The sequence below is a fragment of the Pseudomonas pisciculturae genome (assembly GCF_015461805.1).
GTDB lineage: Bacteria > Pseudomonadota > Gammaproteobacteria > Pseudomonadales > Pseudomonadaceae > Aquipseudomonas > Aquipseudomonas pisciculturae.
This window is the reverse complement of the sequence record NZ_JACVZE010000005.1, coordinates 395,922-419,474: the sequence shown is the minus strand read 5'-3', so window position 1 is coordinate 419,474 and position 23,553 is coordinate 395,922. Positions and strand designations below refer to the sequence as shown.

21 protein-coding genes and 1 pseudogene are annotated in these 23,553 nt (G+C 59.3%); 4 read left to right on the top strand and 18 right to left on the bottom strand.

All coding sequences use genetic code 11. The features are described from left to right. Positions 1-4: 4 nt before the first annotated feature. From ICY20_RS16385 to ICY20_RS16365, 5 genes and pseudogenes are all read right to left on the bottom strand, one after another. Complete coding sequence (locus ICY20_RS16385; protein ID WP_194938078.1) at positions 5-949, bottom strand: alpha/beta hydrolase; 945 nt, start codon at positions 947-949, stop codon at positions 5-7. 127 nt (positions 950-1,076) lie between these two features. Further along, positions 1,077-1,847 (bottom strand): carboxymuconolactone decarboxylase family protein, encoded by a 771-nt coding sequence (locus ICY20_RS16380; RefSeq protein ID WP_159960163.1) that lies wholly within the window; start codon positions 1,845-1,847, stop codon positions 1,077-1,079. Positions 1,848-1,915: 68 nt separating this feature from the next. Continuing rightward, positions 1,916-2,380: a (R)-mandelonitrile lyase gene (locus tag ICY20_RS16375; protein ID WP_194938003.1), complete on the bottom strand. Its 465-nt coding sequence runs from the start codon at positions 2,378-2,380 to the stop codon at positions 1,916-1,918. Positions 2,381-2,410: 30 nt separating this feature from the next. Then, complete coding sequence (locus ICY20_RS16370; RefSeq protein WP_194938002.1) at positions 2,411-3,001, bottom strand: flavodoxin; 591 nt, start codon at positions 2,999-3,001, stop codon at positions 2,411-2,413. After that, positions 3,001-3,138 (bottom strand): annotated as a pseudogene (locus tag ICY20_RS16365) (aldo/keto reductase); the annotation flags it as partial. The pseudogene ICY20_RS16365 and the gene ICY20_RS16370, both read right to left, overlap by 1 nt. A gap of 270 nt (positions 3,139-3,408) precedes the next feature. Here ICY20_RS16365 and ICY20_RS16360 point away from each other — a divergent pair. Both ICY20_RS16360 and ICY20_RS16355 read left to right on the top strand, forming a co-directional pair. Continuing rightward, complete coding sequence (locus tag ICY20_RS16360; RefSeq protein ID WP_194938001.1) at positions 3,409-4,932, top strand: SEC-C metal-binding domain-containing protein; 1,524 nt, start codon at positions 3,409-3,411, stop codon at positions 4,930-4,932. A 169-nt stretch (positions 4,933-5,101) separates the two neighbouring features. After that, entirely contained in the window at positions 5,102-6,007 is a 906-nt protein-coding gene (locus ICY20_RS16355; protein WP_194938000.1) for a tetratricopeptide repeat protein, read from the top strand. Between the two features lie 6 nt (positions 6,008-6,013). Here ICY20_RS16355 and ICY20_RS16350 read toward each other — a convergent pair whose 3' ends face one another. The 4 genes from ICY20_RS16350 to ICY20_RS16335 all read right to left on the bottom strand — a co-directional run bounded on the left by ICY20_RS16350 (position 6,014) and on the right by ICY20_RS16335 (position 11,893). After that, positions 6,014-6,526: a GNAT family N-acetyltransferase gene (locus ICY20_RS16350; protein ID WP_159960175.1), complete on the bottom strand. Its 513-nt coding sequence runs from the start codon at positions 6,524-6,526 to the stop codon at positions 6,014-6,016. 32 nt (positions 6,527-6,558) lie between these two features. Next, a complete protein-coding gene (locus tag ICY20_RS16345; protein WP_159960177.1) occupies positions 6,559-8,130 on the bottom strand; it encodes a sensor domain-containing diguanylate cyclase in 1,572 nt (523 codons plus the stop codon). Between the two features lie 48 nt (positions 8,131-8,178). Further along, on the bottom strand, positions 8,179-10,731 hold the full coding sequence (locus ICY20_RS16340) for a PAS domain-containing protein (RefSeq protein WP_194937999.1): 2,553 nt from the start codon (positions 10,729-10,731) through the stop codon (positions 8,179-8,181). 151 nt (positions 10,732-10,882) lie between these two features. Further along, a complete protein-coding gene (locus tag ICY20_RS16335; protein ID WP_194937998.1) occupies positions 10,883-11,893 on the bottom strand; it encodes a zinc-dependent alcohol dehydrogenase family protein in 1,011 nt (336 codons plus the stop codon). 168 nt (positions 11,894-12,061) lie between these two features. Here ICY20_RS16335 and ICY20_RS16330 point away from each other — a divergent pair, with 168 nt between their 5' ends. Together ICY20_RS16330 and ICY20_RS16325 are read left to right on the top strand one after the other, a co-directional pair. Next, positions 12,062-12,985, top strand: coding sequence for a LysR family transcriptional regulator (locus ICY20_RS16330; RefSeq protein ID WP_194938077.1), 924 nt, complete (start codon positions 12,062-12,064; stop codon positions 12,983-12,985). 31 nt (positions 12,986-13,016) lie between these two features. Then, entirely contained in the window at positions 13,017-14,825 is a 1,809-nt protein-coding gene (locus ICY20_RS16325) for an ABC transporter ATP-binding protein (RefSeq protein WP_194937997.1), read from the top strand. Positions 14,826-14,852: 27 nt separating this feature from the next. Here the strand turns inward: ICY20_RS16325 and ICY20_RS16320 are convergent, their stop codons facing one another. The 9 genes from ICY20_RS16320 to ICY20_RS16280 form a co-directional block, all read right to left on the bottom strand. Then, complete coding sequence (locus ICY20_RS16320) at positions 14,853-15,698, bottom strand: aldo/keto reductase (protein WP_194937996.1); 846 nt, start codon at positions 15,696-15,698, stop codon at positions 14,853-14,855. A 159-nt stretch (positions 15,699-15,857) separates the two neighbouring features. After that, on the bottom strand, positions 15,858-16,451 hold the full coding sequence (locus ICY20_RS16315) for a hypothetical protein (RefSeq protein WP_194937995.1): 594 nt from the start codon (positions 16,449-16,451) through the stop codon (positions 15,858-15,860). A gap of 526 nt (positions 16,452-16,977) precedes the next feature. Further along, the gene (locus tag ICY20_RS16310) at positions 16,978-17,631 is read right to left on the bottom strand and encodes a 3-oxoacid CoA-transferase subunit B (protein ID WP_194937994.1); all 654 of its coding nucleotides are present in this window, start codon (positions 17,629-17,631) and stop codon (positions 16,978-16,980) included. 3 nt (positions 17,632-17,634) lie between these two features. Next, the gene (locus ICY20_RS16305) at positions 17,635-18,321 is read right to left on the bottom strand and encodes a 3-oxoacid CoA-transferase subunit A (protein WP_159960189.1); all 687 of its coding nucleotides are present in this window, start codon (positions 18,319-18,321) and stop codon (positions 17,635-17,637) included. A 253-nt stretch (positions 18,322-18,574) separates the two neighbouring features. Further along, entirely contained in the window at positions 18,575-19,732 is a 1,158-nt protein-coding gene (locus ICY20_RS16300; RefSeq protein ID WP_194937993.1) for a GGDEF domain-containing protein, read from the bottom strand. A gap of 127 nt (positions 19,733-19,859) precedes the next feature. After that, entirely contained in the window at positions 19,860-20,480 is a 621-nt protein-coding gene (locus ICY20_RS16295) for a helix-turn-helix transcriptional regulator (RefSeq protein WP_194937992.1), read from the bottom strand. 136 nt (positions 20,481-20,616) lie between these two features. After that, the gene (locus tag ICY20_RS16290) at positions 20,617-21,735 is read right to left on the bottom strand and encodes an aminotransferase (RefSeq protein WP_194937991.1); all 1,119 of its coding nucleotides are present in this window, start codon (positions 21,733-21,735) and stop codon (positions 20,617-20,619) included. 29 nt (positions 21,736-21,764) lie between these two features. Further along, the gene (locus ICY20_RS16285) at positions 21,765-22,721 is read right to left on the bottom strand and encodes an ornithine cyclodeaminase family protein (protein ID WP_194937990.1); all 957 of its coding nucleotides are present in this window, start codon (positions 22,719-22,721) and stop codon (positions 21,765-21,767) included. Positions 22,722-22,758: 37 nt separating this feature from the next. Then, complete coding sequence (locus ICY20_RS16280; RefSeq protein ID WP_194937989.1) at positions 22,759-23,529, bottom strand: ABC transporter substrate-binding protein; 771 nt, start codon at positions 23,527-23,529, stop codon at positions 22,759-22,761. Positions 23,530-23,553 lie beyond the last annotated feature (24 nt).

The window sequence follows — 23,553 nt, the reverse complement described above, 5'->3', positions numbered from 1 at the left end:
CGGGTCAATCCAGCTGTTTTTCTTTGAGAAATTGCGACACCAGGTCGGCGATCTGCACGTTGTTCAGGTCCGACATGGGGAAGTGGGTATTGCCGTTGATGCCGATCTGCGGCAAGTGGATCAATCTCACGTCACCGCCGTGCCGATTGACCGCATCACGCCATAGCCGGGCCATTTTCAGGCGAGCGCGCCAACTGTCCTGAGCGGGCAGGTCCACGGCCTGTTCCGGGATGTTGTCGCCGTAAAGGATCAGAATCGGAATGCGCGTCAGCGCCATGAATTGTTCCAGCGGCACTGCGGCGCCTTGCACCGTGTCGAACGCACTGGCAATCGGCGTTGGCACTTCACCCTCGGCAAACACGAAGCTGCTGCCAGGCTCGAATGCGACGATGGCTTTGACCTTATCGTTCTTGATTGCCGTCAACCAACCCGGCCCGCCCCCCTGCGAATGGGTGAACAAGATGCCCGGGCCGATTCTGTCGAACAGCGCCGACACACCATCAGCCACCACGCCCATGTCGAACGGCCCGGTGTTTGGCGTCATCGCGCGGAAAAACTGCTCTCGGGTTGGCGCATCCTGAGCCACTTGCACGCCGTTGAAGTAATTGGGCCACAGGCCGAGCCGGAACTGGTTGAACCACAGTTGTTCGTCCGGCACAGGTTTGAGGGTTGTCTCGACCATGCTCCGCCCTGCATCGCCACGCCGAGGTTGATCGATCAGATAGACGCCGTAGTGGCGGCGCAAAAAGAGGGTCTGAAAGCCTTCGCGACCATCGGCGGTGGTTTCCCAGGTTTTGGAAAACTGACCCGCGCCGTGCCACATCACGATGGGCAGTTTTCGTGCATCGACGGGTATCTGGTAGAACGCGTAGGCGTGGTCACCGTGGTAGGTCTGGCCGTCGGGCGCCATCGGTTTACGCGGGTTGAATACCCCCGGCGCGGTGGTCATCGTTCCGCCAGCGGCGAAGCTGCCTTGCGCCTGAATCTGCAAGGGGCCTGAGCCATCGGGCGGGTTCGCACAGGCGGCCAACTGGCACAGCAGGGTGATGCTCAACAGGTTTTTTACACAGCTCATATTATTTCCCCGAAGCCGCGAGTGCCTGGGTCAGTGCTGTGTTCGCCCGTTCGGCAGTCTGCGCATCGCCGTGCGCCTTCAGCACTTCTATGGCTTGACGCAACTGTGCCGCGCCAAGCCCCACGCGCAGGCTCGCCAGCATGTGCGAGCGCAACTGCGATTCCACGCCCGGCGTCGCAGCCAGCGCCCCGACGGTCGCCAGTTCGCGGCTCGGCCAGTCAAGGTTGTCGCGCTCGAAGATGTCACCGAACAGGTGGGTTTGCAGAAACCGGTTGATCACCGGGGCGAACTCGAACACCGGCCCCTTGACCGGGCCACCGGAAATTTTCGTTTGATTCGCCGTGCCTGCCGCCAGCAGCTCATCGCCAGTCGGAATCGCCCGGCTCGGTTCACGCCCCGGCGCATCGTCGATGCCGCGTTGTTTGCGTGCCTGTACCACGGTCATCAGCTCGTTCAAGGCATTGAGGCTGCGCGGGAAGCCGACATAGGCGTAGAGCTGCACCAGTATTTCCCGGGTTTCGCTGACGGTGAGGCCAGCATCGAGGCCTCTGTTGAGGGCAGCATTGAGATTGGGCATGTCGCTGGTCGCCATGAAGGCTGCGATCAGTGGAATCGCCTGTTGTTGGCTCGACAGTGTTTCTGCGCTGGCGTGTGTGCGGGTCACGGTTGGCGATGCCTCGGCGGTTTGGGTGGTAACGCTGAACATCACGCCAAGGCTGAAAAAAAGCGTCATCACTGCGGGCAGGGCCGTGTTTGTGCGTGCGTCAGTCATCGTGAAAGGCTCCGTTCATTGCGGGTCACTGCGTTGTCGCTGGATCGTACGCAGGAGGGTTGTGGCGATTAACCCCCATATTGCGCATCCGAGACGTGCTCCGCCCAGGTCACGGTCGTGCCGTCCTCGGCTTCAGCGATGGCGATGTGGGTCATGCCGTTGTTGGTGGTGGCGCCGTGCCAGTGACGGGTATGCGGCGGGATCCAGACGATGTCGCCCGGACGGATTTCCTGACGCGGGCCACCCTCTTGCTGCACGTAGCCGACCCCCGCAGTGACGATCAGTGTTTGCCCTAACGGATGGCTATGCCACGCGGTGCGTGCACCCGGCTCGAAGGTCACCGTGCCGCCGCCGATGCGCGCCGGCAGATCGCCCTTGAACAGGCCGTCAACGCGTACGGCGCCGGTGAAGTTTTGCGCCGCGCCCGTGATCGAGGGCTGAGCGCCATTTTTAGTGATACGGATGTCGCTGGCGGCGTGGGCCTCTACGTTCATGAGCGATAAGGCAATCAGTGGCGCGATCAAACGGTTCATTGAATGTACTCCGGTCAGACAGTGAAGCTGCTAACGCGTGAGGTGGCTATCGCTCAACCATTCATTCACGCGCTCCATGGTCTTGCGCTCTTGCTCGCCCTCCATCACAAAACCGTCCATCAGTTTGGACTTCGGCGCATGCGTTTCGAGGACACGGCGGCTATTGCCCAGTCCATATCCACCGTGGGTGTTGAAGGGAATAAGGGTTTTCCCGGACAGGTCGTGGGTGCTCAGAAATGCACGCACAATCGGCGGGGTGGTTTCGCCCCAGATCGGGAAGCCCAGATAAAGCGTGTCGTAGTCGGCCAGTGCACGAACGCTGCTTTGCAGCTCGGGTTCGAAGCCACTGTCGCGCTCGTGGCGTGCCTGCTCCACGGTTTGCAGATAATCCTCTGGATAGGCGTTGGCCGGGCGGATCTCAAAGAGATCGGCACCGAGCCCGCGCTGGATAAGCCCGGCAACCACGCGGGTATTGCCGGAGCGCGAAAAATACGCCACCAGAATCCGCGACCCCGAACGCGGCGTTTCGCTGTCGGTTTGCGTGTCGGCGAGTGACAGCAGCGGGGCACTCGCAAGCGCGGCGATGACCGTGCGCCGAAGTGGATCGTGATCGTTACTCATCGATCAACCGCCGAACGGATCAGCGCAATGGCTTGCGGGGTATCAGTCGTCGGGTCGTAGCCATGGCTCAAGCCCATGCAGCCAAAGCCCAAGGCTGAGACTTCGAGTGAGCTGTTTCCGAGTGTGCGCTTGTGCATGCGTATCTCCCGACAGGTGGCGTTGGGAGAACAGTAAGCGAGCTTACGAGTGGGGACTAGACGGGTAAATCGGCAAGGGTTTATGAAGTTTGCTCATCAGTACCAGAAGTGTGGGGTGGCTTTAAGCAAAAAGGCGGGTTGATTGAGTCGGCCACTACACATTGTGTGACCATCGAAGCGGCACGGGGTATCTTCAAATGCGCTTTCTTGTGCCCCCGATCTGGATAAGCAATATTGCCGGTAAATTCAGCCTGCATTTAAGGCCATACGATGAACGATATTGAGTTTGCGCATAGCGTCAGCCCTCAGTTGGGCAACTTGTATGAACAGGCAAAGAACCTGGGTGCTTCGACGCCGGGTTATGCCGTTACTTTTTTGCGAAGCTTCGCCGAGGCGTTCTGCGAAACGCTGGTTCCGAATAGGGATCGGGCTCTGAATCTGGATCGCAAGATCGCGTACCTGCGAGATAGATGTTTGGTAGACCACAGGGTGCTGAGCCCGTTACGCACCCTGCAAAAAAACGGGAATGTTGCGGCTCACCCCAAGGCGTTTAGCTATACCTCCCACGACGCCACTGAAATGCTTAACGAGGCGCTGCCCGCTGCCCTCGAATTGCTTGAGCATCTACATTTCCGAAGTTCAGTGCTCGGTGAGCCTCCTGAATACACGGTCACGCCGCTCACACAGCACAACCTTCAAGCGTTGTGCTACAGCGCTGTTTTCGAGGAAGACGCTGAGGCGCGCTACACGCTCGGAGTCCATTTCAAAGAAAAAGCTGATGCTCTAAAAGCCGCGGAGGTTGTGTTCAGAACTGATGACGGCTACGGTTTTGAATCCCGTAAATCTATTGATCAAGCCACTATGTGGTTTCAGCTCGCTGCCGACAGTTCGCATGTCGAGGCAATGTACGAGTACGGGATCTACCATGCGCATCTCCAGGGCGATGCGTTTAAAGAACAGCGCCAAAAAGGTGAGCATTGGGTTTGGCGGGCAAGTGCTGGAGGCTATGCCAATGCGTTGGCTTTTATTGGCGACTGCTACTTTTGGGGGTCGGCTCGATACGAGCAAGATCTCGAGTGTGCAAGAGAGCTGTATCAGCAGGCTGCCGCCCAGTCTCACCCAGGAGCACTTGCTCAATTGGGCGCGATGCATGAGCGGGGGCTCGGCGGCCCGAGAGATTTCAACGCGTCATTCGAATGCTCTCTACAGTCTGCCGAGGCTGGATTTCCGCAGGCGCAATTTCACTTGTACACGCTGCATCAACAAGGTCACGCCTTCGCCAGTGACCGCTTGAAAGCTATTGCCTGGCTAGTCGAAGCGGCGGAACAAAAGTACCCAGAAGCGATGCTGGAGCTCGGCAAACTGATCAGCCAGAAGCTCATTCCGGGCCGAAGCGAAATTGAGGCACAAGGGCTTTATGAGCAATGCATCAACAGCGAAAAAACTCGAATAAAAGCCCGGTATGCACTGGCTCACAGCCTGGTAAAGCAACTGGACGATCTGGACGCATTGCAATCAGCGTTGGCGCACATTACTAACTGCCAGGATGAAATCATTGCAACGTCACAACATGAGGATCTGCTTCCTGCTTGCCAAAGGCTTGCCGTATATATCTGGGAGAAGATGCAGGGGGCCATGGCTAACGCATACCCTAACTTTGCTTTCCAAATAAGTACCCCGACACCCCCAGTCGCAATCGAACCGTCCCAACGGGTCTACCTTGGCTCGCCGGTAGGCCGGAACGAACAATGTCCCTGCGGCTCTGATAAAAAGTACAAGCACTGCTGCCGTTGACGGCCAGCCTGAGGCCAACGCCCAAGCTAACGAGCAGTCATGGTAAGCGGTGCTGGAGTTTCTGCATAACGCCGTGGCCGAGCACATTCCAAGGAGTTGCAATGAACAGCCCTCTGTTTAATCAATGGCATAATCCCCTCCTTTTCTGTTCAACGGATGCAAGGACGCCATGTTCAAACCCCTATCCCTCCTATTGCTCTGTGCCACGATCACCGGCTGCCAGACCCTGACCCGTCCGGCGGATGTCGACTCCCCGCTCGTTGGGTTGCGCTGCATGTGGATCGCCGGTGAAAAGCCGTTCAAACGCGACAATCTGCTGTACATCGAGCGCTACGCCGGTTATGACAACGCTCGGTGCAAGGCCACGTTGGGCAAGATGTATCAGGAGGGCGGGTACGGCGTCGATCAGGACTTCACCAAAGCCCGTGCACTGTTCGTCGAGTCTGCCAAGCTTGATCCAGCCACCAATATCCTGCTGGCGCAGATGGCCGAGCGCGGTGAAGGCGAGCCGGTGGACTATGCCAAGGCGCGGGAGTTTTATCGCCTCTCGGGCAAGAACGCGGTGATACCGCTGGGGCGCTTGATGGAGGAGGGCAAAGGTGGCCCGCAGGACCTACCGGGCGCCTTGGCACTCTATCTGGAGTCGAGCGAGCGCTGGCGCGACAATCCCTGGGAGGCGGTAGTCCGCTTGCGTAAACAAGGGGTAGTGTTGAGTGAGGCGCAGGCGGTTCGCTACCGGCAAATCTGGATGTCAGGTTTCCTCAGGGAGCAAAACCGTCGAATGGCTGTTCGGGAAGTGTTCGACGCGGTCAATGACTCGGGCGCAACCAGGAACGTTAAGTTGTTTTATCGCTTCACGTCAGACAGCGGTACACCGCAGGTGACACTGGTCCAACGTTCGGGCGATGCCAATGTAGACAGTTGGGTCATGAAAGCAGCGTCGCACATTTCGATGGGTGATTCCGCACCCATAACGGACAGTTCGGGCGTGCAGGAGATCATTGCGCCGCTGGTATTCTCGCAGCGCGATACCCAACGTATGAATTGGATATGCGGCAGAAAACCCTGCAATTGATTGCGCTTACCCTCCGAGCGCATAGACCAGGCTCGGAGCTTGCCCCGGTACGTCATCCAGGTATCCGCACTGCTTCATCGAGAGCTTTTCCAGGACGTTGATCGAGGCACTGTGGCTGGGTCGCACCAGTGCCCAAATGCGCTCAACGCCGAGGGATTCAAAGGCGTGGCTGATAGCGGTCGCACCTAATTCCGTCGCAAATCCTTTGCCCCAAGCCTCCACGGCGAATCGGTAACCCAGGTTTAGCCTGGGCTCGTCCCCATAGTTGTAGTAAGCGATGCCGCCAAAGCCTATGACGGTTTCCGGCAATTCACTCTGCGCTATAGCCCACCAGCCAAACCCGTGCTGCTGCCAGTGCGCAAGCCAGGTATCCAATACGCGCTGCGCGTCATTGATATTCACAAGCGGGCCGGCGGGGTTGAACTGCTGGGTCCTGGGGTCCCCGTAGATCTCGAACAGCCGCGTGAGGTCTGCGGGTTCAGGCTGTCGGTAAGTCAGGCGTGAGCTGGAAAGGGCCATCGGTGTGTCCTTCGATCAATGTCGGCAATGTTTCATTGAAGAATGGGCGTGGACGCCACGCAATAACAATCCCTGCCGTTCTGCTTGGCCGTGTAGAGCATTTTGTCCGCCGAGGTAATCAACAGGCTGGGCGTCACAGGCTGCTCACAGGGTTGGCTGCCGGCAATACCGGCGCTGGCTGTCACGTAGCCCTGTGGGTGGGCACTGTGCTCGATCTTCAAGGACCGGATGGCCTCCAGGATATCCTTGGCGACTACCGCAGCGCCCAGGCTGTCGGTATTGGGCAGCAGCACGGCAAACTCTTCGCCGCCATACCTCACGGCCAGGTCGCCGGGCCTTTTTACCGCGCGTGCAATCGCCTGGCCCACGGCGCTGAGGCAGTCGTCACCGGCGGCGTGCCCGTAGGTGTCGTTGTAGCGTTTGAAATAGTCGACATCCAGCATGATCAATGACAGATGGGAGCGTTGCCGCTTGGCCAGCAGAATCTCATCCACCAAGGCGCTGTCCAGGCGTCGACGGTTGCCAAGCCCTGTAAGGCTGTCGGTCAAGGCCATGTCGCGCATGGATTGATGGGCCACGCGCAAGGCTTTTTCCATCACCATGCGCTGGCGCAATTGGTTCAGCACAATCAGCCCGAACACCGTGAAGGCGCTGATCAGGAAGAACAGCACGAACCCGGTTTTGAACAGGTCCCAGCGCCACGGGGCAATGATGGATTCGCGCGAGAGACCGGCTTCAACCACCAGCGGATAGGTGGTCAACGCTCTGTAGCCGTACACGCGCTCGGTGTCATCCACCACCGCTTTGACCTCAGCGATGCCTTCATTGGAAAGGGGCAGGAAACGCTTGAAGATTGCACTGTCTGCCAAGCTTTTACCGACGATGGCGGGGATAAACGGGCGGCGCACCAGGATCGTTCCACTGCGCAGTGCGAGCACCAATGCACCTTTGTCATCGATCTTGAAGTCGCCGTAGTAGTCCACGAAATAACTGACCTTTATCGTCCCGAGCAGCACCCCCGCAAATGAGCCGTCGGGGTTATTCAGGCGGCGCGAAATGGGGATGATGAGGTCGTCGGTGGACTTGCTTTTGACCACCTCGCCGATGCGCACGTTTCGATCGGTGTGGTTGCGGTGGTACTGGAAATAATCACGGTCGGCATTGTTTGCAGGCTCCGGAATCACTTCTTTGTCGGTCACGATCCAGTGCCCATCCGGGCCATAAATAAACAAGCCATGCAATTGCGGCATCAGCTTGGCCTGCTGAACCAACAGGTTGTGGATGCGCGGCACGTTGATGGTTTGCAGCCCGTCGCCTTCCACTCGCTCACCCAGCGCTGCCGTCAACACATCGACCTGGCGAATTGCATCTTCGGCGTGCTGCGCCGTTGCCCGCGCCAGGTTGGTGACAGAGTCGCGGGCGGAGGCGAAGGCGGCGTGATAGTCACGCCAGGTCCGCCAGCCTTCAACGGCCAGGAACGCGAGGATCACCGTCAGCATAAAGATGACGGTCAGGCGGAACGCAGCGCCGGGGCTGACGGCCGCGAAGGGGACCGCTTCAGTGATGTTGTGCGCCTGGGTCTTTGGCTGTTTGCGTCCGAGCATCGAAATGTCCTTGTACTGGTGTGACACGATAGCTCAAAACCACGCGCCTCAACGCTTGATCAGCGTGTCTACCTGCGCCACCAGCGCTTCAATTGCAAAAGGTTTGGTCAGCACTTCCATGCCCGGCCCAAGGCTCACCTCGCCGATGGCGGCGTTCTCGGCGTAGCCGGTGATAAACAGGGTTTTCAGGTTGGGTCTCACCTCCCGACCGGCGTCGGCCATCTGGCGGCCATTCATGCCGCCGGGCAAGCCGACGTCAGTGATCAGCAGGTCAATATGCACGTCGGACTGCAGTACCTTCAGGCCAGCAACACTATCGCCGGCCTCTATCAAGCTGTAGTCGAGCCCGCCCAGCACATCCATCAGCAGCATGCGTACGCTTGGTTCATCATCCACGATCAGAATGGTTTCTCCGGACTTGGCGGGAGTGGCCGAGGCATGATTGATCTCACGATTGTCTTCAGACGGCCTGCCGTCAAATCGCGGCAGGTAAATATTGATCGATGTACCTTGGCCAACCTGCGAGCTTATGCGGGCGTGGCCGCCAGACTGTTTGGCGAAGCCGTAGATCATCGACAGACCCAGGCCGGTGCCCTGGCCAATGGGCTTGGTGGTGAAGAACGGGTCGAAGGCTTTGGCCAGTACGTCGGGTGTCATCCCCATGCCTGTGTCGGTGACGCTCAGGCACAGGTATTGCCCGGCAGCGATCTCATGGGCGACGGCCATTTCTGCGTCGACAATGACATTGGCGGTCTCGATGCTGATGCGTCCACCGTGGGGCATGGCGTCACGGGCATTGATGCACAGGTTCAGCAGGGCATTCTCCAGCTGGCTGGCATCCACCAGGGTCGGCCAGCTGTTCACCGCACACAGGGGCTCGACGGCAATGCTTGGGCCCACCGTACGCTGGATGAGTTCGCCCATGCCTTCCACCAGCCGATTCACATCCGTGGCCCTGGGGTCGAGGGTCTGCCTGCGGGAGAACGCGAGCAGCCGGTGGGTCAATGCCGCCGCCCGTTTAGTCGCGCCCTGGGCAGTGATAATATATTTGTCGACCTCCGGCCATCGATTCTGGGCGATCCGCATCGCGATCAACTCCAGGGAGCCCGAGATGCCGGCCAGCAGGTTATTGAAATCATGGGCCAGGCCCCCCGTCAGTTGGCCGACGGCTTCCATTTTTTGCGACTGACGCAGTTTTTCCTCGGCCTGTATCAATTCGGCAGTGCGTTCGGCGACCCGCTGTTCGAGGGTTTCATTCAACACTCGCAGTGCCGTCGTGGCACGGTCGCGCTCGGCTTCAACCGAGCGCCGGCCCTCAACATCGATGACCACACCCGGCAGGCTCACGGCCGAGCCGTCTTCGCCGAGGTCGACGCGGCCGTTGGCTTCGATCCAGTAATACTTGCCGTCGGCCCGGCGTACCCGGTACTGGTGAGCGTAGGCGCCGCCCCTGAGCAGCGCGGCGGTGATGGCGGTCGACAGCCCCTCGCGGTCCTCCGGGTGCACTGACGCTACCACTTGGGCCATGCTCAGGCCTTCGTGGCCCAGCGCAGGGTCCAGGCCGAATGCGCAGGCGAAGGCCTCATCAATGGTGAAACGGTCGTTGGGCACGTCCCAGTGCCAGGTGCCGATGATTGCGCCAGCCGCCAGCGCAAGCTGCACACGCTGGACGTTTTGCCGTGCAACGGCTTCGCTGATGCACAGGCGCTCCTGGGCATTCCTGCGTTCGGTGACATCGCTGAAAATGATCGCGATCTGCCGGTCGGCCGGCGCACCCACGCGCACCGCACGCACGTCGAACCAGCGCTTGAAGGCTTCGGCGTAGTTTTCAAAGGTGGCGGGCTCGCCGGTCTTGGCCACATGCCCGTAGGTTTCGAACCAGAAGCGCTCCAGGTTTGGGGCGAACTCGGTGACCCATTTACCGCGCAGGTTCACCCCGGCCTGACGCTCGAACGCGGGGTTGGCTTCCACGAAGCAGTAGTCGATCGGTTGATCATCGGCGTCGAACTTGACTTTGACGATGGCGAAGGCGGATTCCACCGTCTCCAGAATCGTGCGAAAACGTTCCTCGCTCTGACGCAATGCGGATTCGGCAATGCGCATGCGCGACAGGTCGAGCATCGCACCGATCATGCGCAGGGCCTTGCCCTCGGCATTGCGGATCACATGCCCGCGGTCGAGTACATCGACGTAGCTGCCATCCAGGCGGCGAAATCGATACTCCTCGGTCCAGGCCGTGCCGCTGCCGTTGATCACGGCAAAGATAGAAGTGCGTACGCGCTCACGCTCCTCGGGGTGGATCTGGCTGATCCACCATTCACCCGATGTGTCCAACGTTGCCAGGCAATAGCCGAAAGTGCTTTGCAGTGCCTCGTTCCAAAGGATCTGGTCGGTTTGCATGTCCCAGTCCCAGATCGTATCGCTGGTGGCCTTGACCGCCAGTCGATAACGTTCTTGGGTTTGCGCAATCGAAATGCCCTGGACGTGCGCATCGGCGACGTCTGGCAATCGGTCGCGAGCTCCTTCTGCCAGCTGAGCGCGCAGCCTTGCGATCTCTGCTTCGAGCTGATCACGATTGAGTTCACTCAATGCTTTTTCCATGTTTCGCTCAGGTAGCCGCGTCAGGCGCGAAGAAGGTCAGAGACCATAGTGACACGCGCGCTGTGCACAGGGTTCCGGGCGCTGGTAAAGCGGTTGCCGAGGGCTCGGTAGAGGAGGCTGCTTCTTTAAGGTGTCATGTGCGCCTGTGGCGTCAGGAAACTTTGATCACAACCTTGCCAAACGCCCCTTTCGCCAGGTGTTCGTAGGCGAGTCGTGCGTCCTCGAACGCATAGACTTTCTCAATGACTGGGTGAATCGCATGTTCGCCGAGGAATGCGTTCATTCGATCAAAGGATGAGCGGGGCGCTACAGCGATGCCACGCAGGGTGGTCTGGCGGAAGATCAATGGCATCAACGCAAGCTCGGTGGTCTGGCCGGTCAAAAAGCCGATCTGTGCGATTTTGCCCGCCGCTTTGGTCGCCGCAATGGACTGGTTGACGCCCTTGCCACCGGCCACATCCAACAGCAGGTCAACGCCTTTGCCCTCGGTCAGTTCAAGCACCTTGGTCTCCCAGTCGGGGTGGGTGCGGTAATTCACGCCTGCCACGGCGCCGAGTTCGATGGCGGCCTCGAGGTTTTTATCGCTGCTCGACGTCACGATTACTTTGGCACCCAGTGCGGTTGCCAATTGCACGGCGAATATCGAGACGCCGCCTGTGCCTTGCACCAACACGGTGTCACCGGCTTTGATCTGGCCGTAATCCACCAGTGAATACCAAGCCGTCAGTGCAGCGATCGGCAGGGTCGAGGCTTCTTCATCGGACAGGTTGTGGGGGGCCTTCACGGCACTGTCTTCATGAATAATCATGTATTCGGCAAGGCCGCCGGGCAGGGGAGAGCCGAAGCAATAGTCGGGTTCATTCGGGCCGGGCGGCCCCTCGATCCAGCGCGAATAGAGGTGCGAGTTAACGCGGTCGCCAATCGCGAAGCGGCTCACGCCTGCGCCCACCGCCACGACTGTGCCCGCGGCATCACTGACCGGGATGAGCGACTTCGGCACCTTATGGGGCTCATAGATGCCGTCCACGATGGCTTTGTCACGGAAGTTCAGCGACACCGCGCCAACCTTCACCAGCAGTTCGCCTGCTTTCGGTTCGGGGGTCGGCGTTTCGCCAAGGGTCAGGTTGTCGAGGCCGAAGTCTTTGAGGAGCCAGGCTTTCATATCGTTTCTCCAAGAGAGTCACCGGCGATTTCCGATGAGGTGCAGCTATTTTTCTCCCTCAACGGCGCGGGATAAATGCCGCCGGCATCAACGCACTGTTATCATCGGGCGCAACAATCCTTTATGGATAAAGCCATTTCTTCGCAACAAAACCACTACAGGCCCGTCATGGAACTGCTCCAGTCAATGCAGGTGTTTGCCCACGTAGCTGAACTGGGCAGCTTTACTAAAGCGGCAGATGCGGCGCAACTGGGCCGTCCACAGATCACGCGGGCCATTCAGGATCTGGAGGCTTCCCTGGGGGTAAGACTGTTCCAGCGCACCACGCGAAAGGTCAGGCTGACGACCGAAGGTGAGCAGTTTTATCAGCGGGTAGTCGGCATTCTAGGCAGTGTCGCCGAGACGACGTCGATGTTCGCCCGCTCAGGTGCTTCACTTCGCGGAAAACTGCGCATCGACATTCCCACGGCGTTTTCCCAGCCCGCTTTTATCGCGAGTCTGTTGGCGTTCTCTGATAGCCATCCGGAGGTTGAGATGGCATTGGGCGTGACAGATCGGGCGGTGGACTTGGTGGCAGAGGGCGTGGATTGCGTAATCAGGATCGGTGATTTGCCAGATTCCAGCCTGATCGCTCGGCGTATCGGTATGGCAACCATGGTCACCTGCGCCGCACCTGCCTATCTTCAGGCTCACGGGGCGCCTGCGACCCCGGATGACTTGGCCGCACATCGGGGCGTGAGTTTTTTGTCCGGTCAAAATCATCGGCCATTGCCGTGGCAGTTCTTGCAGGATGGGCAGGATATAAGTCACGTCAGTCGTCATGGGATCATCGTCAATGAGTCCAATGCGTACGTGCAATGCGGGGTCGCAGGTTTCGGTGTCCTTCAGGCCCCCGGTATTACGCTGGAGCGTTATCTGGCGGACGGCTCTTTGGTTGAGGTGCTTGATCAGTACCGCCCACGAGCGCGTCCGGTCTCGGTGTTGTACCCCAGCAGGTCGCAACTTGCCCCACAGGTTCAGGCGTTTGTCGACTGGTTGAGTCAGCGCTTCCCTCGCCTGTATTCACGCTGGCTGGAGCAAGCGGTTGACTGATCCCACACTTCACAAGGAGCCCACCCCATTGATGCTGCTGTTCAAACGGTTGAGCGCATTCTCCATCCAGGCGCGCAGGGCACTCGGGCTGGTGTGGGGCACCTCACGCCCCCTGTTCCTGGGCTTGCTGCTGGCGACAATAGTAGCGGGGCTGCTGCCAGCACTTGCGGCCTGGATCGGCCAGCGCATTGTCGATGGGGTGGTCCACGCCATGCAGGTGCACGCCACCGGCAGCCAGGCACCGGTGTGGCCGGTGATGCGTTACGTTTTGGCCGAAGCCGGCGTGCTGGCGCTGTTGGCCGCTGCACAACGGGCGCTGTCGATGCAGCAGTCGCTATTGCGGGTGAGATTGGGGGTGAAGGTCAACCTGATGGTGTTGGAAAAAGCCCAGACCCTTTCGCTGCTGCAATTTGAAGACGCCGAGTTCTACGACAAGCTGGTGCGCGTGCGCCAGGGCGCTTCGACGCGACCGCTGAGCCTGGTGACCAAAGGTTTGGGCTTGGTGCAGAACCTCATCTCGCTGGTGAGTTTTGCGGTGTTGCTGGTACATTTTTCGCCGTGGGCGCTGCTGATCCTGGTGGTCGGCGCGTTGCCAGTGTTCTTCGCCGAAACGCATTTTTCAGGTAATGCATTCCGCCTGTTCCACCGGCGCGCCCCCGAGACGCGTCAGCAGAATTACCTCGAATCGCTGCTGTCCCACGAGGCCCATGCCAAAGAGGTCAAGCTGTTTGGCCTGGCGCCGTTGTTGCTCAAGCGCTACCGCGACAACGCTGACCGCCTGTATGCAGAAGATCGCCTGCTGACCGTGCGCCGTGACGCCTGGGGCTTTGGCTTGGGCCTGCTGGGCACCGCAGCGTTTTACCTCGCCTACGCCTGGGTGGTGCTCGACACCGTGCGCGGCCAGACCAGCCTTGGCCAGATGACCATGTACATCGTGCTGTTCAAACAGGGCCAAAGCGCGATCACCGCCAGCCTCAGCGCAATCGCCGGGCTGTATGACGACAGCCTGTTCCTCTCTGACTTGTATGAATACCTCGAAACCCCCGTGATCATTCCCCATGGCCGGCTCACCCAAGGGGCCCGACCGGGCGATGGCCTGCGCTGCGAGCAGGTGAGCTTCACCTACCCAGGCGCCTCATCCGCTGCGCTGCGTAATATCAGCCTGCACTTGGCGCCGGGGCAAAGCCTGGCGCTGGTGGGTGAAAACGGCTCGGGCAAGACCAGCCTGATCAAGCTGCTGACCCGTCTGTATACCCCGGATGAGGGCCGTATCCTGCTCGACGGCAGCGACCTGCAAGCGTGGGATGAACAGACCCTGCGCCAGCGTATCGGGGTGATATTCCAGGATTACATCCGCTATCAGATGACCGTCGGCGAGAACCTTGGCGTGGGCGATGTCGACGCCATGAACGACCAGGCCCGCTGGCGCAGCGCAGCCACCCAAGGCGTCGCGGCCGAATTTATTGAGCGCTTGAGCAAAACCTATTCCACGCAGCTGGGGCGCTGGTTCGGCGGCCAGGAGCTATCGGGTGGGCAGTGGCAGAAAGTCGCCTTGTCACGGGCCTATATGCGTCAGGATGCCGACCTGCTGATCCTCGATGAACCCACGGCGGCCCTGGATGCCGGCGCTGAGGCAGCGGTGTTCGAGCACTTTCGTGAGCATGCCAAGGGCCGCATGACGTTGTTGATTTCCCACCGATTCTCCAGTGTGCGCAGTGCCGATCACATTATCGTACTGGAGGCTGGGCAGATTCTGGAGGAGGGCAGTCACCGCCAACTGATGGCGGCGGGAGGGCGTTATGCCGAGTTGTTCGACGTTCAGGCGCGGGGCTATCGCTAAACAGCTCGACAGCCCCTGCGATAGCGATCAGAACTCCTCGTACACCGCCGGATCCTGATTGTTTATTCGGCCGGTGGGGCTGGCGAGCCGGGCAATCACGGCCAGGTCATCGGCAGACAAGGCGAAATCAAAAAGGCTCAGGTTTTCGCGCTGACGCTGCACCGAGCTCGCCTTGGGCAAGGCAATTGTGCCGAGTTGGTAATGCCAGCGCAGGATCACTTGCGGGATGCTTTTACCCAGGCGCTCGGCGATGCCTTGCAGCGAGGGGTCCTTGAGCAGGTGATTGGCTCGCCCCAAGGGGCTCCACGACTGCGTGACAATGCCGTGGGCTTTGTTCCAGGCCAATTGCTCGCGCTGCGGGAAAAACGGGTGCAATTCGATCTGGTTTACGGCCGGGGTCACGCCGCTGTCTTTGATCAGCGTCTCCAGGTGTTCCGGCAGAAAATTGCAGACGCCAACGCTCTTCACCCAGCCACGTTTGCGAGCCTCCACCAGTGCCCGCCAGGCCTGCACGTACAAGCCGTTGCTCGGGTTAGGCCAGTGCAGCAGGTAAAGATCGAAATAGTCGAGCTGGCTGCGATAAAGCGACTCCTCAATCGTTGTCAACGCCGCTTCAAATTCATAGTGTCGACCGGGCAGTTTGGAGGTGATGCGCAGGTGCTCGCGGGGCACACCGCTGCGACGCACCGCTTCACCCAACGCGCCTTCGTTCTCATAGTTCACCGCGCTGTCGAGCAAGTGGTAGCCGCAGCCGATGGCAGCCCGTATGACCTCAACGCCCTCAGAACCATTGAGCTTATAGGTACCAAAGCCAATCGCCGGCAGGGAGGTGCCATCGTTGAGCTCGAGGGTGGGTATGCGTGGTTCAGACATCGCAGATGCCTCCTGTTGGGACGTGAGTCGAACGAGGATTGAAACTTTTTGAGGGCGTGGGCTGCCCGAGGTTACCTCGGCTTTCCAGTGACTACCAAGGCGTCTATCACGCGGGTTTTGCTCGCCATGATCAGGTGAGTGGCGCCTGCATCAGGCCTCCTAGTACGGCGGCTGCCCTGGTGTGAACGGCTTGTAGTTGGAATCCTTGTAGTGATCGTCGCGGTAATAGGTCTTGGCCCTGGGACCATCGTGAGGGTAGGTCACCTCAAGGTTGGGCGTCAGGTGCCAGCCGGTACCACCCTCGTCGCGTTCTATCAGCGACGGGTAGACCTTGCAGGTGCCGCTTGAGCCCGAGGTCATCTCAAACTGGTAATAACGGCCCGGTTGCGGCGTGAAGACCGTCGTGACAGAGCACGATTGGGTACGCTCGCCTTCCCAATACGTGCCGATGCGCGTTTCAATACCGGGCCGCACTTTGGTTTCGTAATAATCGAACGTCAGGTCCTGGCCGGCTTTGGGCATGCCGATGTCTTGGGTATGAATAAAGGGAAGGGGCCCGCTGCGCACCACACCGCCGGAGCGCACACCGTTTTCGTACTGGTAGATGTCGGCATGCTGGGTGAAGTCGACGATGCGAACATAAGCCGGGTTCGGCTCGTCTTCGGGCGCGGTGAAGTAATAGGTCTTGGGTAGATATTGGCAGCCGGCAAAGAAGGGCAGGATCAGCAAAAGGCGTGAACGGGGAAAAAGCATGGTCAGTTCCTGGTCTGAGTTGATCTACAGACCACGGTTTGAACAATCTATTCCCGCAACTTCTGATCTAGAAGGCGAGGCTCTTGCTTTGCTTTGCTTTGCTTTGCTTTGCTTTTGATCTTGATCTTAGGCGCCCCGTTAACCACGCTGGCCGAACGCAGGCTTGAATCCGTGGGTAACCCGGCAGGACGCCGGGTTAGCCGTCCTGGGCCAAGGATGGCCCATGACGGCGGCCCACGGATTCAAGCCTGCGTTCGGGCACACCGAGCCTAGGCGAGGTGCCGAGTGGTGGGGCAAGAGCCCTTTTGGTTACTTTTGGGGCTCTTTTCCAAAAGTGACCCGCCGTAAGGGCGGAACCAATAGCCGCCGTTACCCAAATAACGGATATGTACCCCGCCCAAACCCTCTAGCGCCTGACACATAGCCATCGGGGGCAAGCCCCCTCCCACAGGAGATTCGGTTTACAACCCATCAAACTCAGTCGTCTGTCAGGCTGTCACGGGAGCAGACTCCCTCGCCACAGAAGCTATCCTTGTGTGGCATCGATCAGGCGTGCACCCGTCAGCGCTTGCAACTCGGCAAAGCCGAGCCCCGGGATAATTTCGGTCACCAGCAGGCCGTCAGTGGTGACGTCGATGACGCACAGGTCCGAGTAAATACGGTCGACACAGCCCATACCGGTGACCGGATAGCTCAGTTGATCAACAATCTTCGCTTCACCCTGGCGGGTCAGGTGCTCGGTCACCACAAAGACTTTCTTCGCGCCGATGGCCAGGTCCATGGCACCACCCACGGCTGGGATCGCATCAGGCTCACCGGTGTGCCAGTTGGCCAGGTCACCATTGCTGGCCACTTGGAAGGCACCGAGTACACAAATATCCAGATGCCCACCGCGCATCATCGCAAACGAATCACCGTGGTGGAAAAAGCTGCCGCCCTTGAGCATGGTCACAAACTCTTTGCCGGCATTGATCAGCTCGGGGTCTTCTTCACCTTCGGCCGGTGGCGGGCCGAACGCGAGCAGGCCGTTTTCCGAATGCAGGAAGATGTCCTTGTCGGCGGGCAGGTAACTAGCAATCTTCGTCGGCAGGCCAATGCCCAGGTTGACGTAGGCACCTTCGGGTATGTCCTGGGCGACGCGCTGGGCGATGGCATCGCGGGAAAGCTTGGTGTAAGGCATGGGTTAAACCTCCTGAGCCGGTTGGGCTGAGCCGACGCGCACCACGTGCTGGACAAAAATGCCCGGCGTCACGATATGTTCCGGGTCGAGGGCGCCCAGCTCAACGATCTCGCCCACTTGCGCGATGGTCGTCGTGGCGGCCATGGCCATGATCGGGCCGAAGTTGCGCGCCGACTTGCGATACACCAGGTTGCCCCAGCGATCCCCTTGGTACGCCTTGATCAAAGCGAAGTCGGCCTTGATCGGAAACTCCAGCACATAGTGTTTGCCGTCGATCTCGCGAGTCTCTTTACCCTCGGCGAGCAGGGTGCCGTAGCCGGTGGGCGTGAACACCGCGCCCAGGCCGGAACCGGCCGCCTGGATACGGCAAGCGAGGTTGCCCTGGGGCACCACCTCCAGCTCGATCTTGCCAGCACGGTAAAGGCCGTCGAATACCCAGGAATCCGCCTGGCGCGGGAACGAACAAATGATCTTGCGCACCTGGCCGGACTTGAGCAAAGCGGCCAGGCCGTAGTCACCATTGCCTGCATTGTTGCTGACCAACACCAGGTCGCGTGCACCGTGCTCAATCAGGGCGTCGATCAGTTCAGCCGGTTGCCCGGCGGGGCCGAAGCCGCCAATCATGATGGTGGCGCCATCTCGGATCTGGCTGATTGCAGCCGTCACGGATGAATTGGTTTTATCGAGCACGTGTTCCTCCTGGGAGAGCCAATACCGCCGGCGTCGTTTTCGCACGCAAGTGCATATAACGACGACGAAAAAGTTATACCCATGACCAACTGATCGCAGCAGATTAATGACGTTTATCTACTGTTCGATTGTGATTGTTTGGGGCTGTTTTGCTGAGGATCATCATAACTTTGCAAGGCGGGCAGACAAGCGCCCGAGGGGGGAGTTGTTCGATAATCGCCCAAATTGATTGGCCTGCTCACAACCGTTGTGCCTAGCTCTCAGCCACCGCCGCAAACCGCAAACGATCACGCCCCAAGCCCTTGGCGTCATACAGCGCCGCATCGGCCCTGGCCAACAAACTGGCGGTCGTGTCGCCGTCACGCGGTACTTCGCAACACACCCCGATGCTGATGCGCAGCGCAATGCTTGAGCCGCCATACAGCGCCGGCGCCGCGGCCAACGACATGCGCAGTTCATCCAGCACCGTTTCCGCTGCCTCAGGGGCAGTGCACGGCAACAGCAACAGAAATTCCTCGCCACCGTACCGGCCAATGCTGTGGGTAGCACGAAGCCGCTGGCTGAGGTGGCTGGCGCAGTGGCGGATCACTTCATCACCCGCCAGGTGCCCGTGCACATCGTTGATCTGCTTGAAATGGTCGATATCGACCATGGCGACCGCCAGGCAGGCACCGTCCCGACGTGCGCGCTCCAGCTCTTTGGCGAACCGCTCCAGAATCGCGCGCCGGTTGAGAATGCCCGTCAGCACATCGCGCAGCGCCATGTGTTTAAGCAACGACTCACTGCGCTCCTTGGCCAGCAGCACCAGGCCCAGGGAAATCATCATGGCGGTGAAGGTGCCGATGCTGACCGAGATGGTTTGCTTGAGGTTGCTGACGTCGTACCGCATTTCCGCGGCGCCACCGCCCAGTATCGCGATCACCCGCATGCCCAGCCCGATCAGGCTGATGCTGGACCCGATGATCAACAGCATGCGCGCACGGCCCAGGGCGGGAACGTGGCGAAGGGTCCAGTAGATGATCAAGGCGCATTGCAGCATCAACACCAGCGAAGCGGCGAGCATGCGCGGCTCCAGTGTGTCGATGAGGGTCACCATCAACACCAGCATCAACGCCGCTGGTGTGAACACCCGCCACCAGGACACCGGCAACTCGACAATCCGAAACAGGCTGGCGCCATAGAACGCCAGCGCCACCGCCAGCAGGGAGTTGGCCGCGCCGTAGGTGAACCACAGTGGCGCGTGCCCGTAGAAGGTATAACCCACATAGGCCAAGGCATGCGCCAACAGGCCAAAGCCGATGGTCAGCAACCCATCACGCTGGTTGAATTGACCGACCAGGATCAGACAAAACGCCATGATCGTCGCGACCAGAGCAACACAGCCAAACAGCGTAGGGGTATGGGCGATCATGGCGTCTCACCGAGCGATGGCAGGCCGCACGGCTTCCATGCGGGGGTTGATCCTGGGGGGAGACGCTGAGTATAGGGGGCAGGTGTGAGTATTTCTATGGTCGCCTCCTACAGGTCAGCCCGCGAGCTCACCCAGCCTCGGCCTCGCGCAATTCCTTGAGGTATTTGTAGACCGTCGCCCGGCCCATGTTCAGCACATTGGCCAGGTAGTCTGCGGCGCTGCGGCCGTCGAATGCCCCCTCGGCATACAGCGCCTCGATCAGTGCGCGTTTCTCTTTCATCCGCAGGGTATTGAGGGACAACTGACGCTCGTTGAGCCATGTGTGCAGGAACGTGTTGATGCGTTCTTGCCAGTCGTCACGGAACAGCGCGTCAGGTTGTGGAATCAGGCGACTGATCTGGAAAAACGCATTGAGCGCGTCCTTGGCTTGGTCAAGTACGGAAAAGTTGATGTTGATGCACAACAACACTTCAGCAGCACCTTGCTCATTGCGCAGCACGGCGGTGATGGAGCGAATTTTCTGGCCGTTCCAATTGAGCTTTTCGTAGGGACCAAGCGTTGATACCTCTGTGAAGTCACCGGGCAGTTCATCCAGGGCCGAATCGTCCCCCAACTTGCGCTTGGAAAAGTTGTTGGCGATGTGCACGACTGTCTGGGTCTGCACTTCGTGCAAGATCACTTCGGCATGGGGAAAAAGCAGCGTGGCGATGCTGTCGGCGATTACTTTGTAGTTTTCAAATTTTTTCATGTTTGACGACAACGTCCTTGGTTTGACGGATGGCCTGCGGACCTCGGAGGGCATCATATCAGCTGGGCCGCGATGAAAAGTGCCGGCTGTGGTGGCAGCCGGCACAGGGTTTCAAGGCGATGCGGTCATGTGCACATCACTGCTCTGCCAGGAACTCCGAGACTTTCTGCAGCCCCTCTTTGATCACGTCGGTGTTATTGGCGTAGCCGATACGCACATAGCCTTCGATATCCAGTGCACTGCCCGGCGTAAACATCACGCCCTTGCTTTCCAGCAGTTTCACACAGAAGTCTTTGGACGACAGGGGGGTGTCGATTTTCAGCAAGGCGGTGGTGCCTGACTTGGGCTTCACATAGGAAACCTTAGGCTCGGCCGCGATCCACTGGTCCAGCAGTGCAAGGTTGGTACGGGTGATGTGTTTATTGCGTGCCAGGATCTTGTCTTTGTTTTCCAGGGCGATGGACGCGAAATGGTCGTCCAGCATGCCTACGCTGATGGTGTTGTAGTCGCGGTGGATGGAGACCGCGTGAATGACCTCGACCGGTGCGGTAATCCAGCCCAACCGCAGGCCCGCCAGGGAGAACGCCTTCGACATGCTGGCAGTACTGATGCCTTTCTCATAAAGGTCGGCAATGGCCACGGTGAAACCATCACCCTCCTGGTCGATGCCGCGGTAGACCTCGTCGCACAAGAGATAGGCACCGACCGAGCGGGCGATTTCCACGATCTGTTCCAACAAGGCTCGGTCCATCAGCGAGCCGGTCGGGTTGTTCGGGTTGTTGATCGCGATCAGCTTGGTGCCTGGGCGTGCCATGGCGCGCAGCTCCTCCAGGTCAGGCAAGAAGGCGTTCTCCTCGCGCAGGCGCAAGATCGATACCTCGGCGCCGTAGCTCTCAGGAATCGAATAGTGCTGTTGGTACGTCGGAGACACCGAGATCACATGATCACCCGGCTCAACCAGGGTTTCATGGATCAACGCGTTCGCGCCGATGGCACCGTGGGTAATGATCACATTCTCTTTGCGTTGGTGCGTATAGAGCTGCGCGACGTTGTTGCGCAGGCGGTCCGAGCCTTCGATCGCGCCATAGGTCATTTTCATAGGCAGCAGTTCGCTGAGAATGGTGTCTTTCTTACCCGCGAAGTCCAGCAACTGTTCGAGGGTCATGGACTCTACGCACGTCTCGGCGAGGTTGTATTGGCATTTGGTTTCATAGGCGTTCATCCAGATTTCAACGCCGAACTCTTTTATTTTCATGGCAATTCCTGATCAGTAGATTGGGGTTATCAGTTGAGGAGCAGCTTGTGCAGTTCCAGGGCGATGGCGACGTCTTCCAGGCCCAGGCCAATGGAGCGGAAGAACACGTGGCGACTGTAGTCGGGCAGGGGCGCAGTGCCTGCTTCCAGTTCAACGAGGTCGCCGAAAATGGCCTTCTCGTTCCACAGGCCGCTTTCGGTGGCCAATACCATTTCACCGGCTGAGGCAGGCGTGGTCTTGAGGTAATCGCAGTACACATCCATCTTGGGTAATTCGTCCGGATGAATTTCGTGGGCGCGAAACGCGTTGGTGCTGATGGACGTCACCAAGGTCGGTTTGCTCAGCGTATTGAGCGCGAGCACAGGTTTTGGCGAAGAGGTGCACAGCATCACCACATCGGCATTGGCGGTGGCCTTCGATTGCACTTCGCACAGCGAAATTCGCGAATCGAGCGTCTCGATTGCGGCGCGTTGGGCTGGCTCCATGGCGCCGATCTCAAGGGAATAGATAGAGATCTTTTCCCAGTCACGCAGGTCCTGTACAAATTTCAAATGCGCCAGGGCAACAGGGCCGCTGCCGACAATCGCCAGGCGCTTGGCGCCTTTGGGGGCCAGATGGTCAACAGCCAATGCCGTGGTTGCGGCCGTGCGCAGTGCGGTCAGGTACCCCGAGTCTGCCAATAGCAAGGGGCGTCCGGTCTGCATCGACATCAGCAGGGTCCAGGCGGTGACGATTGGCCGGCCCTCAGTCGGAATGTAAGGAGAGGTCTTGATGCCATACACCTGCTGCGCGTTCATCACGCCCAGGTAGTTGATGAAGTCGCCGCCTTGGGGGAATTCGACGACCTGCTGCGGCGGTTGCACGGCAGTGCCGGCAGCCAAGGCCTTGAACAGTGCGCGCATGGCGGCGCGCACGTCGATCTGCTGGATCAGGTCCTTGATGTCTTCCTCATACAGAATATGCGGGTGAGGGTGTTTATCAGCCATGTGCGGTTGCTCTTGTTAAGGTCAGGTTGACGCTGGGTTATTCGCCGTATACGTCGAAGTCAAAGTATTTGGCATTGATCGCTTGATAGGTGCCGCCACTGCGCAGCTCACCAATGGCTTTGTTGAAGCGTTCGGCCAGTGAGGTGTCGCCTTTGCGCACGGCAATGCCGATACCGTCACCGAAGTAGTCGGGGTCGGTGAGCTTGGGGCCGACAAAGGCAAACCCGTTGCCGATGGGTTTCTTCAGGAAGGTCTGGTCGAGGATCACATCATCGGCGAGTGTGCCGTCCAGGCGGCCGGACTCAAGGTCCAGGTAGACCTCGTTTTGCGAGCTGTAGCGCACGATCTCGGCGCCCTTGGCTGCCAATACCTGCGAGGCAAAGCGATCATGGATACTGGAGCGCTGCACGCCGATACGCTTGCCCGACAACCCAGACAAATCGTCGCCCACGGCAGTGCCGCTTTTCATCGCCAGGCGCGCAGCGCTCTTGTAGTAGGGGACGGTAAAGTCGACGGACTCTTTGCGGTCATTGGTGATGGAGAGCGAGGAGAGAACGGCATCCACCTTGCGCACTTTGAGTGATGGAATCAGGCCGTCGTATTCCTGCTCGATCCATTTGCATTGCACCTGCATCTGTTTGCACAGCGCATTGCCAATATCGTAGTCGAAGCCTGCGAGATCACCATTGGGTTGCTTGTAGGCAAAGGGTGGGTAGGCGGCCTCAATCCCAATCTTGAGCACCGCGTCGGCGGCATGGGCGTTGGAGAGGCCAAGTAAAAGGCCGGTGACTAACAGAGTGCGTTTCATCGTGTTCTTTACCTGTCTGTAGTT